Consider the following 14,408-nt stretch of genomic DNA (forward strand, 5'->3'; position numbering starts at 1 on the left):
GGAAGCAAGGAACAGTCATGACTGAAGCAACGCTCGCCGAGTGGCATCCGCTCGGCGCTTTCGACGAATTCTCCGAAGACGAACCGGCGGCGCGCGTCGCCGGCCAGAAGCCGATCGCCGTGTTCCGGATCGGCGACGAACTGTTCGCGATGCACGATCTCTGCACGCACGGCCATGCGCGGCTGTCCGAGGGTTATGTGGAGGACGGCTGCGTCGAATGCCCGCTGCACCAGGGGCTGATCGACATTCGCACGGGCGCGCCGAAATGCGCGCCGATCACGGAGCCGGTGCGTACCTATCCGATCCGGATCGTCGACGGGCAGGTGGAAGTCAATGTCGGCTGATCCGTTCGTGATCGTCGGCGCCGGCCATGCGGCGCGGCGCACGGCCGAAGCGCTGCGCGAACGCGACGCCGCGGCGCGCATCGTGATGATCGGCGCGGAACGCGAGCTGCCGTACGACCGGCCCGCGCTGTCGAAGGATGCGCTGCTGAGCGAGGGCGGTGAGCAGCGTGCGTTCGTGCGCGATGCCGCGTGGTACGACGCGCAGCGCATCGAGCTGCGGCTCGGCACGCGCGTCGACGCGATCGAACGCGATGCATTGCGCGTGCGGCTCGACGACGGCACGACGCTGCCTTATGCGCGGCTCGTGCTGGCCACGGGCTCGCGGGTGCGCACGTTTGGCGGGGAGATCGACGAAGGCGTCGCGCCGCATTACGTCCGCACGGTCGACGATGCGCGTGCGTTGCGCGCGCAGCTCGCGCCGGGGCGCCGCGTGGCGGTGCTCGGGGGCGGTTTCATCGGCCTCGAGGTCGCGGCGGCGGCGCGCCAGCTCGGTTGCGACGTGACGGTGATCGATCCGGCGCCGCGCCTGCTGCAGCGCGCGTTGCCGGAAGTCGTCGGCGCGTATGCGCATCGGCTGCACGACGCGCGCGGCGTGGTCTTCCGGATGGCGACGCTGCCGCGCGCGATCCGTCGCGCGCCCGGCGGCGGCGCGATCGTCGAGACCGATCGTGGCGACGTGCCGGCCGATCTCGTCGTGGTCGGCATCGGGGTGGTGCCGAATGTCGAGCTCGCGCAGGCAGCGGGGCTCGATGTCGACAACGGGATACGCGTCGACGCGGGCTGCCGTACGGTCGATCCCGCGATCTTCGCGGCGGGCGAGGTGACGATGCACTTCAATCCGTTGCTCGGGCGTCACGTGCGGATCGAATCGTGGCAGGTGGCCGAGAACCAGCCGGCCGTCGCGGCGGCGAACCTGCTCGGTGCCGACGAAACCTATGCCGAGCTGCCGTGGTTGTGGTCCGATCAGTACGACTGCAACCTGCAGATGCTCGGGTTGTTCGGCAGCGAACGCACGATCGTCGTGCGCGGCGATCCGGCGAACGGGCCGTTCACGGTGTTCGGGCTGGGGGACGGCGGCAGGATCGTCGCGGTGGCCGCGGCGAACCAGGGGCGCGACATCGGCGCGTCGCGCCGGCTGATCGCGGCCGGGGCGGTGCCCGATCCGGTGAAGCTCGCCGATCCGACGGTGAATTTGAAGACGTTCCTGTAACGGCGGCAGGCGCGGCGAGTATGGCGGGCGCGGTGGACGGATCGCGTCGGCGACGACGTCGCCGGCCGCGCGCTTGCCGGACGATTGCACGACGCGGCGGGTGACGTTTTGCCCGGTGGCGGTCGCGCGGGGCCATCGCGTTTCATGCCGCGCGTTTGTCGGCCGGTGCGAAATCGGGGATATTAGCGGCATCGCCGATTCGCCTGCCGCCATGACGCCAGACAAAGCCCTCGAACTGAAACGCAGCAAGCGCCGCGCGCTGTGGCTGCTGCTGGCCGCCGTCGCGGTGTTCGTCACGACGATCCTGCTGCCGCGTGGCCCGTGGGTCGACGGCTTCAAGGCCGTGGCCGAAGCCGCGATGGTCGGCGCGCTCGCCGACTGGTTCGCGGTCGTCGCCTTGTTCCGCCGTGTGCCGATCCCGTTCGTGTCGCGTCATACCGAGATCATCCCGAAGAACAAGGACAAGATCGCCGACAACCTCGCGGTGTTCGTGCGCGAGAAGTTCCTCGGCCCCGACGCGCTCGCCGCGCAGATCCGCCAGCACGATCCTGCGCAGAAACTCGGCGCTTGGCTCGGCGAACCGGCAAACACTGACGCGCTCGGCGGCTATGTGACGAAGCTGATGAGTTTCGCGCTCGACATGACCGACGACGCGCGGATCCAGTCGTTCGTCCACGATGCGTTTCGCGCGGTGATCGACCGGGTCGACCTGTCGCAATCGGCCGGCGCGATCCTCGACACGCTGACGAAGGACGGCCGCCACCAGGTGCTGCTCGACGACGCGATCGAACAGGTGGTCGACGTGCTCGACAAGGAAGAAAACCGCGAGGTGATCGCGGGCTTCATCGTCGAATGGCTGAAGACGCAGTACCCGAAGGTCGAGAAGATCATGCCGACGCAGTGGTTCGGCGAGAACGGCGCGCGGATGCTCGCGAGCGCGGTGAGCCGCGTGCTGGAAGGCGTGGCGGCGGACCCCGAGCACGAGCTGCGGCAGCGCTTCGACCGGACGGTCGTGCGGCTGACCGAGCGGTTGAAGCACGATCCCGCGTTCATCGCGAAGGGCGAGGAGATCAGGCGTTACGTTCGCGACGGCGCCGCGTTCAACGAGTATGTCCGCGACTTGTGGGATCAGTTGCGCGCGTGGCTGAAGGCCGATCTCGCGCGCCCCGATTCGGCGCTGCACCGGCAGGCCGCGACGCTCGGCGGCTGGCTCGGTGCGCGGCTGGCGGAGAGTCCGGCATTGCGCGCATCGCTGAACGAGCATGTCGAGAAGGCGGTGCACGAGATGGCGCCGGATTTCGCGGATTTCCTGATGCGTCATATCCGCGACACGGTGCGCAACTGGGATGCGCGCGAGATGTCGCGGCAGATCGAGCTGAACATCGGCAAGGACCTGCAATACATCCGCATCAACGGCACGCTGGTCGGCGGGCTGATCGGGCTCGGGTTGTATCTCGTGTCGCTGGTGCCGCGCTGGGCGGCCGGCTGGCCGCACTGACGCGGCCACGGATATCGCGGGAGGGCGCGCTGGGCGCGACGGGTCGCGCCCGCGCGTCATGCGTGCGCTTTTGCGCCGTGCAGTTGCAGGCCGAGCGCCTTGATGACCTTCAGGATGGTGCCGAAGCTCGGGTTGCCGTCGTGCGACAGCGCCTTGTACAGCCCTTCGCGCGACAGGCCCGCGTCGCGCGCGACCTGCGACATGCCGCGTGCGCGTGCGATCACGCCGAGCGCGTGCGCGATGAAGGCCGGATCGTCGCCGGCTTCCTGCAGGCACGCTTCGAAGTAGTCGGCCATGTCGTCTTCGGTCTTCAGATGGTCGGCCGAATCCCACGGCCGGGTGCTGATCTTGTCCATCGATTACTCCATGTCGAGGTGCGCGAGCATCGCGTGCGCGGCGCGTATGTCGGCCTGTTGCGTCGATTTATCGCCGCCGCAGAGCAGGATGACCCAGATCGTTCCGCGCCGGACGTAGTAGACGCGATAACCGGGGCCGTGGTCGATCCGCATTTCGACGACCGGCGAGCCCGCGGATTTCCAGTCGCCCGGATTGCCCATCGACAGGCGGTCGATGCGTGCCTGGATGCGGCGCTTCGCGACGCGATCCCGCAGGCCGGCAAACCATGCGTCGAAGACGTCGGTGGTCCGGATGCTGAACGTAGGCGCACTGTAGGGCATTGATTGCGGTATGTCAACCATGGTTCACAGATGGGTCGGGTTGGATCGGGCTATTCGGTAGCCGCTACATTAGGGCTGCCCGCTTCGTTTGCGTGCCAAATGGCCATTCGGCCGAAGTCGGAGTTCTGCGAATCCGTCTACAATCAATCACGTCTTTGCCGCCCGTGCGCGCTTGCCGCGCGCGGGCGGATCCGTTTGTCCTCCGCTATCCGGAGGCGCCGCCGCGCATCGCTCGTTGCGCGGCGGGCAGTGCCGTGGTTTGTGTCCAGTAGGTAAAGCGTCCGCGTGCCGTAGGCCGGCGCGCGTTCTGAACGCTGCGTGTCCGTAGGCCGGGCAGGCGGCATCAACCGAGAGTCCCCCATGAAAGCATCGGATCTGTTCGTGAAGGCGCTGGAAGCCGAAGGCGTCGAGTACGTGTTCGGCATTCCCGGCGAAGAAAACCTCGATTTGCTCGAATCGCTGCGGCGATCGAAGATCAAGCTCGTGCTGACCCGGCACGAGCAGGCGGCCGGGTTCATGGCCGCCACCTACGGCCGCCTGACGGGCCGTACCGGCGTGTGTATCGCCACGCTCGGGCCCGGCGCGACGAACTTCGTGACGGCCGCCGCGTATGCGCAGCTCGGCGGGATGCCGATGCTGATGATCACCGGGCAGAAGCCGATCAAGTCCAGCAAGCAGGGCCACTTCCAGATCGTCGACGTGGTCGACATGATGCAGCCGCTCACGAAGTTCACGCGGCAGATCGTGTCGATCGGCAACATCCCGTCGGCGGTGCGCGAGGCGTTCCGCCGCGCGGAGGAAGAGCGCCCGGGCGCCGCGCACCTCGAGCTGCCGGAAGACATCGCGCACGAGGAGGGCGACGGCAAGCCGATCCCGCGCAGCTACAGCCGCCGGCCGGTGGCCGAGGAGAAGGCGGTCGCGCATGCGGTGGACGCGATCCAGGCCGCGCGCCATCCGCTGTTGATGATCGGCGCGGGCGGCAACCGCAAGACCACCTGCAAGATGCTGCTCGAATTCGTCGACAAGACGGGCATCCCGTTCTTCACGACGCAGATGGGCAAGGGCGTGATCGACGAGACGCACCCGCTGTGGCTCGGCAACGCGACGCTGTCCGACGGCGACTTCGTGCATCGCGCGATCGAGCATGCGGATTGCATCATCAACGTCGGCCACGACGTGATCGAGAAGCCGCCGTTCTTCATGCGCACCGACGACAAGACCGTGATCCACGTGAACTTCCTCGGCGCGCAGGTCGATCCCGTCTATTTCCCGCAGATCGAGGTAGTCGGCGACATCGCGAACGCGGTGTGGCAGATGAAGGAAGCGGTGACGCCGCAATCGCACTGGGATTTCGAGCGCTTCAGGATGATCAAGGAGCATTTCGACGCGCATCTGCAGAAAGGGCAGCACGACGCGCGTTTCCCGATGTATCCGGTGCGGATCGTCAACGACCTGTACAACGCGTTGCCGGTGGACGGCATCGTCTGCCTCGACAACGGGATGTACAAGATCTGGTTCGCGCGCTACTGGCGCGCGCACGAGCCGAATTCGCTGCTGCTCGACAACGCGCTCGCGTCGATGGGCGCCGGCCTGCCGTCGGCGATCGCGACGAAGATCGTGCACCCGCAGCGCAAGGTGATCGCCGTGTGCGGCGACGGCGGCTTCATGATGAATTCTCAGGAGCTCGAAACGGCGGTGCGCCTGAAGCTCGACATCGTCGTGATGATCCTGCGCGACGACGCCTTCGGGATGATCCGCTGGAAGCAGGAGAACATGAATTTCCCCGATTTCGCGATGACGCTGCAGAACCCCGATTTCGTGTCGTATGCGCGAAGCTACGGCGCGCACGGGCACCGCGTCGAATCGGCCGACGATCTCGAGCCGCTGCTGCGCGAGTGTTTCTCGACGCCGGGCGTGCACGTGATCGACGTGCCGATCGACTATTCGGACAACGAGCGCGTGCTGAACCGCGAGATCAAGCGCCTGTCGGCGCAACTCTGAATGTCCCGTTCACAGGAAGGAGTCGTTCCATGTTGAAGGAAACCTATCCGTACTACCTCGCCAACGAAGCCGTCTACGCGAACACCGATCTGGAGGTGACCGACAAGTTCAGCGGCAAGGTCGCCACGCGCGTCGCGCTGGCCGACGCGAAGGCGATCGATGCGGCGATCGCCGCGGCCGTCGACGCGACGAAGCCGATGCGCGAGATGCCGGTCTACAAGCGGCAGGCCGTGCTCGACCATTGCGTCGCGCGGTTTCGCGAGCGCTTCGACGAGCTGGCCGAGGCGCTGTGCATCGAGGCCGGCAAGCCGATCAACGATTCGAAGGGCGAAGTGACGCGGCTGATCGACACGTTCCGCGTGGCGTCCGAGGAGTCGGTGCGCATCGACGGCGAGATCATCAACCTCGAGATCTCCGCGCGCGCGCAGGGCTATACGGGCTACACGAAGCGCGTGCCGGTCGGCCCGTGCTCGTTCATCTCGCCGTTCAACTTCCCGCTGAACCTCGCCGCGCACAAGGTCGCGCCCGCGCTCGCGGCCGGCTGTCCGTTCGTGCTGAAGCCCGCGAGCCGCACGCCGATCGGCGCGCTGATCATCGGCGAGGTACTCGCCGAAACCGACTTGCCGAAGGGCGCATTCTCGGTGCTGCCCGCGCATCGCGACGGCGCCGACCTGTTCACGACCGACGAGCGTTTCAAGCTGTTGTCGTTCACGGGGTCGCCGGCCGTCGGCTGGGCGCTGAAGGAAAAGGCCGGCAAGAAGAAAGTCGTGCTGGAGCTCGGCGGCAACGCGGCCGCGATCGTCGACGCGGATCAACGCGACCGGCTCGACTACGTGGTCGAGCGCCTCGCGTTCGGCGCGTACTACCAGTCGGGCCAGAGCTGCATCGGCGTGCAGCGGATCCTCGTCCATGCCGATCTGTACGACGCGCTGCGCGAGAAGCTGATCGCAAAGACGCGTTCGCTGAAGATGGGCGATCCGAAGGATCCGTCGACGTTCGTCGGGCCGATGATTTCCGAATCGGAATCGCGCCGGCTGTCGGGATGGATGGACGCGGCCGTCGCGGCGGGCGCGAAGATCGTCGCGGGCGGCAAGGTAGACGGCGCGATGTTCGAAGCGACGCTGCTGGAAAACGTCGGGCATGAGCAGGACCTGTACCGGAAGGAGGCGTTCGGCCCCGTCGCGATCCTCGAGAAGTTCGACCGGTTCGACGATGCGCTCGCCCGCGTGAACGACAGCGACTTCGGGCTGCAGGCCGGCGTGTTCACCGATTCGCTCACGCATGCGCAGCGCGCGTGGGACGAGCTGGAGGTCGGCGGCGTCGTGATCAACGACGTGCCGTCGTTCCGCGTCGACAACATGCCGTACGGCGGCGTGAAGGACTCGGGCCTCGGCCGCGAAGGGATTCGCTACGCGATCGAGGACATGACCGAGCCGCGGCTGATGGTCGTGCGGCGCCGGTAACGCGGGGCGGGATGCGCGGTGCCGCGACGGCACGCGGGCGGGCGCAAGGCCGGCCCGCGTGCCGTTTTTCATGGCGTCGCGCGCAGCGGGCCGACGCCGGGCCCCGCCGGGCTCGCATCGCGCCCGGATCGTGTCCGGATCGTGCCCGCGTCGCGTGGCGGGCTGCCGGAACACGCTCGACTACGGGACTCGCCTCGTGATGTAATCGCGCGAAACTGCCGACCGGGGTACGACGCCGGAAAGCGCGAATTCATTCTTCACGAGGTCGATTCATGTCTCCCGTCTCGGCATTCAAGCTGGTTTTGTTGTCATTTCTCGCGATCGTCGCGCTCGAATGCCTCGCCAAGCGGCTGCGGCTGCCGCCTGCGGCCGCGCTGCTGATCGGCGGCATCGGCATCGCGTTCATCCCCGGCCTGCCGCCGATCGATCTCGATCCCGAGCTGGTGCTGCTGGTGTTCCTGCCGCCGCTGCTGATGGACGGCGCGTACTTCTCGGTGTGGGAGGAGTTCAAGCGCAACGTCGGCGGCATCCTGCTGCTGGCGATCGGCGCGGTCGTGTTCACGACGTTCGCGGTCGGCTTCGCCGTGCACTGGGTGGCGCCGTCGCTGCCGTGGGCCGCGTGCTTCGCGCTCGGCGCGATCGTGTCGCCGCCCGACGCCGTTGCGGCGAAGGCCGTGCTCGAACGCGTCGCGCTGCCGCGCCGTCTGATGGTGCTGCTCGAAGGCGAGAGCCTGCTGAACGATGCGGCCGGCCTCGTGCTGTTCCGCTTCGCGGTTGCGGCCGCGCTCACCGGCGCGTTCAGCCTCGAGCACGCGGTCGTGCGCTTCGCGGAGCTCGGGCTCGGCGGCGTGGCGATCGGCTTCGTGGTCGGCAAGCTCGTCGTGTGGTTCCTGAAGCAGCTCGACGACGACTATCTCGTGATCACCGTCGCAGTGATCACCGGCTGGATCGCCTATATCGCGGGCGAAATGGTCGAGGTATCCGGCGTGATCGCCACCGTCACGGCCGGCATGATCGTCGGCTGGCATCAGCACGAGGTGTTCTCGGCGGCCGTGCGCACGCGCGGCACCGCGTTCTGGCAGGTCATCGTGTTCCTGCTCGAAGCGATGGTGTTCGTGTTGATCGGGCTGTCGCTGCGCGGTGCGATCCACCGGCTCGGCGGCTTCGAGCAGGTGCTCGCGACGATGGTGCCGCCGATGTTCGCGGTGCTGGCGGCGGTGATCGTGTCGCGCTTCGTGTGGATCTATGCGGTCGAGGCGCTGAAGTGGCCGGTGCGGGGGATCGCGCGGCGCGGCGAGGCGCCGGACTGGAAGGCCGCGACGATCATGAGCTGGGCCGGGATGCGCGGCGTCGTCACGCTGGCGATCGCGCTGTCGTTGCCCGAGGCGATGCCCGGTCGCGACGTGATCCTGGTCGCGTCGTTCGCGGTGATCCTCGTCACCGTGCTGCTGCAGGGCACGACGATCGGGCCGCTGATCCGGCTGCTGCGCCTGCCGCAGCGCGAAGAACGCGCGGCGCACCACCTGACCGAGCCGCAGACGTGGGCGTACGTCGAGGCCGCGCAACTCGCGGCGATCCAGCCGCTCGTGCGCGACGAGAACGGGGTCGTGATCCATCCGCGCCTGCTCGAGCAGTACACGTATCGCGCGGAGTTGACCGAGCGGGCGAAGGACGAGCCGGCGTACCCGGCGGAAGTGCGCACCGCGCACTACGACGTCGTGCTGGCCGCGATCAGGGCCGGGCGCGCCGAATTGTTGCGCCTGCACCGTTCGGGCCGCATCCACGACGAAATGCTGCACGCGCTCGAACGCGACCTCGACCTGCAGGAAGTGTCCGCGCAACACGCGCGCGGATAGGGCTGCGCGGCGCCGTCATCCCGTCATCCGGCGGCCGTTGCCGGCGACCGGAAGCGCGCATGGGCAGATCGTTGCCCGGCGCGCTTTTTTTTCTTCCTCACGCCCGCCGATTGGGCGCATTCCAACCCGGCCCCAAATGTGACGGACAACCGGCCTTGCAGCGCATGCAAACCTTATGGCGCCGGTCTCGCAAACGTTATCGTCTTTCGAATCCGGAAATGATCTGATTTTACTGATTCCGTCTCTTTCTGCATATTTGGCAAAACTAAACCGGAAGGAGATAGATGCTGTGTTCTAATTTCATTTAGAATCAGCCGGTTATGTTTATTGAGAGAAAGGATGCGGAGGTAATGCGGCCGCCAACGGGGAGAAATCGGCGTCCGGATCCCTGCAAGGCCAATGCCGACAGGCCAAATCGGCGGAATCGGGCGGTTTTTTCAACCGCCTAATTAAGATAGCGTCCAAGTCTGATAAACAACTCCTATGAAAGAATCGATTGGAGAATCGGCGTTTGAAACTGTATTTATGAAAGAATCGAGCGTTGATAATGCCTCGGATTGTCTTGAATCGGGGTTATCGGTCCTTCTCGTCGACGATCAACCGTTCGTCGGCGAGGTGATCCGCCGCGCGCTGCGCAGCGAACACGACATCGACCTGCACGTGTGCACCGACGCGCACCGGGCGATGGCGGTCGCGCGCGACGTGAAGCCGACGGTCATCCTGCAGGATCTCGTGATGCCGGAGATCGACGGCCTCGATCTCGTCCGCGCGTGGCGCGCGGACGCCGGCACGGCTCGCGTGCCGATCATCGTGCTGTCCGCGAAGGAGGAGCCGATCGTCAAGCGCGAGGCGTTCATCGCCGGCGCGAACGACTATCTGGTGAAGCTCCCCGACGCGATGGAACTGGCCGCACGGATCCGCTATCACTCGAATTCGTACCTGATGTCCCGGCAGCGCGACGAGGCGCTCGATTTCCTGTCGCACGACATGCGTTCGCCGCAGACGTCGATCCTCGCGCTGCTCGACGTCTACCGCGCCGAGCACGGCGAGATGCCGGCGATCATGGAACGCATTGCCGGCCATGCGCGGCGCGCGCTCGCGCTTGCCGACGGCTTCATTCACTTGACCCGCGCGCGGTCCGAGCGCCGCGCGCATGAGGTCGTGAGCCTCAACGAGATCGTGCTCGACGCCGTCGACCAGCTGTGGGAGAAGGCGGCCGGGCTCGGCAGCCGGGTCACCGCGCACGTGCCCGATACCGAGTGCGTGACGATGGGCGACCGCATGATGCTGACGCGCGCGGTCGCGAACCTGATCGACAACGGGCTGAAGTACGGCCCGGCCGGCACGGACGTGCACTGCACGCTGAGCGGCGAGGACGACGCATGGCTGATCGGCGTCGAGGATACCGGCGCGGGAATCGCGCCGGAGCAGCGCACGGCCGCGACCGAGTCGTTCGTGCAGCTCGAGTCCGCGCATGGCGCGGCGCGCGGCGGCTTCGGCCTCGGGCTCGCGTTCGTCCGCGCGACGGCGGCGCGGCATCGCGGCCAGATCCTGATGCGCAATACGGCGCGCGGCTTCATGGTCGCGCTTCGGCTGCCGGCGCAAGCGGAGCGGTGATGTCACGGCGCGGCCTGCCGGCGCCGCGCTGCCCGCAAGCCCTGATGCGCTCGTGGCGCGCCGTCCGGCGCGCAGGCGGGCGCGGATTTTTTCAACGCTGATATAGAAAGCCCATAACGAACATGGCCACCGTGACGCCCCGCGCGACCAATGAAAGCCTGCATCCGACGATCGGCGCTGCCCGGCTGACGCTCGGCAATCGCATCCTGCTCAGCTTCGGCGTGCTGTTCGTGCTGATGCTGGTGACAGCCGGCGTGTCCTACGAGCGCTTGCGTGCAATCAACAGCGAAGCCGTCAGCATCGAGCGCGATTCGCTGCCCGGCGTCTACCTCGCGTCGTCGCTGCGCGGCGCAGTGAATGAATCATTCATGCTGCTGCAGCAGGCGACGTTCGTCGAGACCGATCCCGAAAGCGTCCAGCGCGATCTCGCGAAGATCGCCGAAGTGGCGAAGGACATCGATTCGTTGTCGGTCGAGTACCAGAACTCGATATTTCGCGACGACGACCGGCAGCGCTTCGCGACCTTCCGGGGCACCTACGACCACTACCTGCCGCTGCTGAACGAAGCGGTGCAGCGCCACCGTCAATCGCACGACGACGCGGTCGCCGGGTATTCGAAGGTGCAACCCGCATGGGCCGAGGTCGTGCGCAATGCGAATATTCTCGTGCAGGAAAACCGCAAGTTCGCCGATCAGTCGGCGAAGCTGATCCGTGAATCCGTGCAGGACACCGAGGTCGTGCTCGCGACCGCACTGGCGATCATGCTGCTGTCCGCGCTCGGGTTCGGCTACATGCTGTACCGTTCGGTCACCGTCCCGATGGCGCGGCTCGTCGAGGTGCACGACGTGATGCGTACCGGCAACCTGACGCGCCGCCTCGACCTGCGCCGCCGCGACGAATTCGGCACGCTCGAGACGGGCTTCAACCGGATGGCCGACGAACTGACCGAGCTCGTCGCGCGTGCGCAGCAGTCGTCGCTGCAGGTGACGACGTCGGTCGCCGAGATCGCGGCGACGTCGCGCGAGCAGCAGGCGACCGCGAACGAAACCGCGGCGACGACGACCGAGATCGGCGCGACCTCGCGCGAAATCTTCGCGACGTCGCGCGACCTGGTGCGCACGATGAACGAAGTGGCCGGCGTGGCGGAGCAGTCGGCCACACTCGCGGGCGTGAGCCAGAGCGGGCTCACGCGGATGGGCGAGACGATGCGCAGCGTGATGGACGCGGCCGGCTCGGTGAACGCGAAGCTCGCGATCCTCAACGAGAAGGCGCTGAACATCAACCAGGTGGTCGCGACCATCACCAAGGTGGCCGACCAGACCAACCTGCTGTCGCTGAACGCCGCGATCGAGGCCGAGAAGGCCGGCGAGTACGGCCGCGGCTTCGCGGTCGTCGCGACCGAGATCCGCCGCCTCGCCGACCAGACGGCGGTCGCGACCTACGATATCGAGCAGACGGTGAAGGAAATCCAGTCGGCGGTATCGGCGGGCGTGATGGGGATGGACAAGTTCTCCGAGGAAGTGCGCCGGGGGATGCTCGACGTGCAGCAGGTCGGCGGGCAGCTGTCGCAGATCATCGCCGAGGTGCAGACGCTCTCGCCGCGCTTCCAGATGGTCAACGAAGGGATGCAGACGCAGGCGAACGGCGCGGAGCAGATCACGCAGGCGCTGTCGCAGCTGTCGGAGGCCGCGCAGCAGACGGCCGAGTCGCTGCGCCAGTCGTCGCAGGCGATCGACGACCTGACGCTCGTCGCGAACCAGTTGCGCACCAGCGTGTCGCGCTTCAAGGTCGACGCGTGACGCGCGCCGACACGCAGAACGGCGCGCATGCGCTGTTCCTGATGTTCGAGCTCGACGGCGAACGCTATGCGCTCGACGCAGCCGGCATCGACGAGGTGCTGCCGCTCGCGGTCACGAAGGCCGTGCCCGGCGCACCCGAATGGATTGCCGGGCTGCTGATGCGCGGCGGCCAGCCGGTGCCGGTGATCGACGTGCCGATGCTGGCGCTCGGGCGCCGCGCGCATGCGCTGCGCTCGACGCGGCTCGTGATGGTCCGCTACCGGGCGCTCGAGGCGGGCGGCGAGCGCACGATCGGGCTGATCGTCGAGCGTGCGACGCAGACGATGCGGATCGACCGCGCGGCGTTTCGCGCGAGCGGCATCTCGACCGCGCGCACGCGTTGGCTCGGGCCCGTCGCGAATACGCCCGACGGCGTCGTGCAGCAGGTATCGGTTGCCGACCTGATCGACGACGTTGCACGCCTGTATCTGTTCGACGACGGCCTGCCGGGCCACGGGGGAGAATCCGCATGAAAGAGTCCGAATCGCGATTTCGCGGCTGGCTGCTGCGCGAGACCGGCATCGACCCCGATTCGCTCGGCAACGATTTCCTGACCCGCGCGCTGACGGAGCGCGTGCACGCGCTGCAGGCGGACGGCGAGCGCCTGTCGTCGGCGGCGCGGCCGCCCGTGACGCAGGACGCGCTCGACGCCTACTGGCAGCAGCTCAACGCATCGGCCGACGAACGGCGTGCGCTGATCGAGCTGTTCGTCGTGCCCGAGACCTGGTTCTTCCGCGACCGCGAGGCCTTCGCGACGCTCGCGCGGCTCGCGGCCGACCGGCTCGCGGCGCTGCCCGGCCGCGTGATCCGCGTGCTGAGCGCGCCGTGCTCGACGGGCGAGGAACCGTTTTCGGCGGCGATGGCGCTGCTCGACGCGGGGCTCGACCCGGCCAGTTTCACGATCGACGCGATCGACCTCAGCCCGCGCGCGATCGAGCAGGCACGGCTCGGCTGTTACGGGCGCAACGCGTTCCGCGGCACCGCGACGGAGTTTCGCGCGCGGCACTTCACGCCGACCCGCGAGGGCTGGCTGCTCGACGAGCGCGTGCGCGCCTGTGTGCAGTTCAGCCAGGCGAACCTCGTCGACCCGGTGGCGGACACGGGCCTTCGCTACGATTTCGTGTTCTGCCGCAACGTGCTGATCTACTTCGATCGCGACGCGCAGGATCGCGTGATCCGCTCGCTCGGCGAGCGTCTTGCCGACGACGGCGTGCTGTTCGTCGGGCCGGCCGAGACGGGGGTCGCGATGCGGCACGGGATGCGCTCGGCGCGCGTGCCGCTGGCATTCGCGTTTCATCGCGAGCCCGCCGGCGCGGCGCCCGATGCCTACGCGGCCCGGCCGGCGGCGCCGCTGTCCGTGGCGGCGGCGCCGTACCGGCGCGCGGAGCGCTTCACGGTCGCGCCGCCCGCGGCGACACGCCCGGTGCTGGCGGTCGCGCCGCCGGCCTGGCTCGGCGACGCACGCGAGCCGTTCGCGGCGGCGCCGCCGGCCATGCCCGCGGCCGCGTTCGACGCACGGGCCGAACTGCCGGCAGTGGCGGCCGAACCGGTTGCGCCCGTTGCAACGGGCGCGCCGCTGGCCGAAGGCCCCGCGCCGACGCTGGAAGACGCACAGGCGCTGGCGAATGCCGGCGCGTTCGACGAGGCCGAGCGCGTGCTCGCGCAGTTCTCGGCGCGCGTCGGGCCGCATGCCGATGCGTTCTACCTGAACGGGCTGATCGCGGATGCGCGCGGGCGCGCATCGGAAGCCGGCGATTTCTACAGGAAGGCGCTGTACCTGCGGCCCACGCATCACGAAGCGCTGACCCATCTCGCGACGCTGCTTGACGTCGGCGGCGATCGTGCGGGCGCGCAATGGCTGCTCGAGCGTGCACGGCGCTCGGCCGGCTGACAAGACTACGGTT

The 14,408-nt window shown here is 67.8% G+C and carries 12 protein-coding genes; 10 read left to right on the forward strand and 2 right to left on the reverse strand.

Annotated features, from left to right (window positions below; all coding sequences use genetic code 11):
* The first annotated feature begins 17 nt into the window (after nt 1-17).
* The 3 genes from andAb (at nt 18) to AB3K92_RS11945 (ending at nt 3,052) form a co-directional block, all read left to right on the forward strand.
* Nucleotides 18-344, forward strand: a complete 327-nt coding sequence (gene andAb / locus AB3K92_RS11935; protein ID WP_006479527.1) for an anthranilate 1,2-dioxygenase ferredoxin subunit AndAb — start codon at nt 18-20, stop codon at nt 342-344.
* Nucleotides 334-1,554 carry an anthranilate 1,2-dioxygenase system ferredoxin--NAD(+) reductase gene (andAa, locus tag AB3K92_RS11940; protein ID WP_369465131.1) on the forward strand — a complete coding sequence of 407 codons (1,221 nt, stop codon included), beginning with the start codon at nt 334-336 and terminating at the stop codon, nt 1,552-1,554. Before andAb ends, andAa begins: the two co-directional genes overlap by 11 nt.
* Before the next feature lie 211 nt (nt 1,555-1,765).
* On the forward strand, nt 1,766-3,052 hold the full coding sequence (locus AB3K92_RS11945; protein ID WP_021157291.1) for a DUF445 domain-containing protein: 1,287 nt from the start codon (nt 1,766-1,768) through the stop codon (nt 3,050-3,052).
* A gap of 56 nt (nt 3,053-3,108) precedes the next feature.
* Here AB3K92_RS11945 and AB3K92_RS11950 read toward each other — a convergent pair whose 3' ends face one another.
* Nucleotides 3,109-3,408 carry an addiction module antidote protein gene (locus tag AB3K92_RS11950; RefSeq protein ID WP_021157290.1) on the reverse strand — a complete coding sequence of 100 codons (300 nt, stop codon included), beginning with the start codon at nt 3,406-3,408 and terminating at the stop codon, nt 3,109-3,111.
* A 3-nt stretch (nt 3,409-3,411) separates the two neighbouring features.
* Nucleotides 3,412-3,729 carry a type II toxin-antitoxin system RelE/ParE family toxin gene (locus tag AB3K92_RS11955; protein ID WP_021157289.1) on the reverse strand — a complete coding sequence of 106 codons (318 nt, stop codon included), beginning with the start codon at nt 3,727-3,729 and terminating at the stop codon, nt 3,412-3,414.
* Between the two features lie 360 nt (nt 3,730-4,089).
* Here AB3K92_RS11955 and AB3K92_RS11960 point away from each other — a divergent pair, with 360 nt between their 5' ends.
* The 7 genes from AB3K92_RS11960 to AB3K92_RS11990 all read left to right on the forward strand — a co-directional run bounded on the left by AB3K92_RS11960 (nt 4,090) and on the right by AB3K92_RS11990 (nt 14,395).
* Nucleotides 4,090-5,730, forward strand: coding sequence for an acetolactate synthase large subunit (locus tag AB3K92_RS11960; RefSeq protein WP_369465135.1), 1,641 nt, complete (start codon nt 4,090-4,092; stop codon nt 5,728-5,730).
* 29 nt (nt 5,731-5,759) lie between these two features.
* Nucleotides 5,760-7,193, forward strand: a complete 1,434-nt coding sequence (locus AB3K92_RS11965; RefSeq protein WP_369465137.1) for an aldehyde dehydrogenase family protein — start codon at nt 5,760-5,762, stop codon at nt 7,191-7,193.
* 272 nt (nt 7,194-7,465) lie between these two features.
* On the forward strand, nt 7,466-9,049 hold the full coding sequence (locus AB3K92_RS11970; protein WP_021157285.1) for a Na+/H+ antiporter: 1,584 nt from the start codon (nt 7,466-7,468) through the stop codon (nt 9,047-9,049).
* Between the two features lie 483 nt (nt 9,050-9,532).
* On the forward strand, nt 9,533-10,666 hold the full coding sequence (locus tag AB3K92_RS11975; protein WP_021157283.1) for a hybrid sensor histidine kinase/response regulator: 1,134 nt from the start codon (nt 9,533-9,535) through the stop codon (nt 10,664-10,666).
* Between the two features lie 122 nt (nt 10,667-10,788).
* Entirely contained in the window at nt 10,789-12,465 is a 1,677-nt protein-coding gene (locus tag AB3K92_RS11980; protein ID WP_042973283.1) for a methyl-accepting chemotaxis protein, read from the forward strand.
* On the forward strand, nt 12,462-12,977 hold the full coding sequence (locus AB3K92_RS11985; protein WP_021157281.1) for a chemotaxis protein CheW: 516 nt from the start codon (nt 12,462-12,464) through the stop codon (nt 12,975-12,977). Before AB3K92_RS11980 ends, AB3K92_RS11985 begins: the two co-directional genes overlap by 4 nt.
* Nucleotides 12,974-14,395, forward strand: coding sequence for a CheR family methyltransferase (locus tag AB3K92_RS11990; RefSeq protein WP_048022198.1), 1,422 nt, complete (start codon nt 12,974-12,976; stop codon nt 14,393-14,395). The genes AB3K92_RS11985 and AB3K92_RS11990 overlap by 4 nt, the downstream gene beginning before the upstream one ends.
* Nucleotides 14,396-14,408 lie beyond the last annotated feature (13 nt).

It is taken from the genome of Burkholderia sp. Bmkn7 (assembly GCF_041103175.1).
GTDB classification, from domain to species: Bacteria; Pseudomonadota; Gammaproteobacteria; order Burkholderiales; family Burkholderiaceae; genus Burkholderia; species Burkholderia cepacia.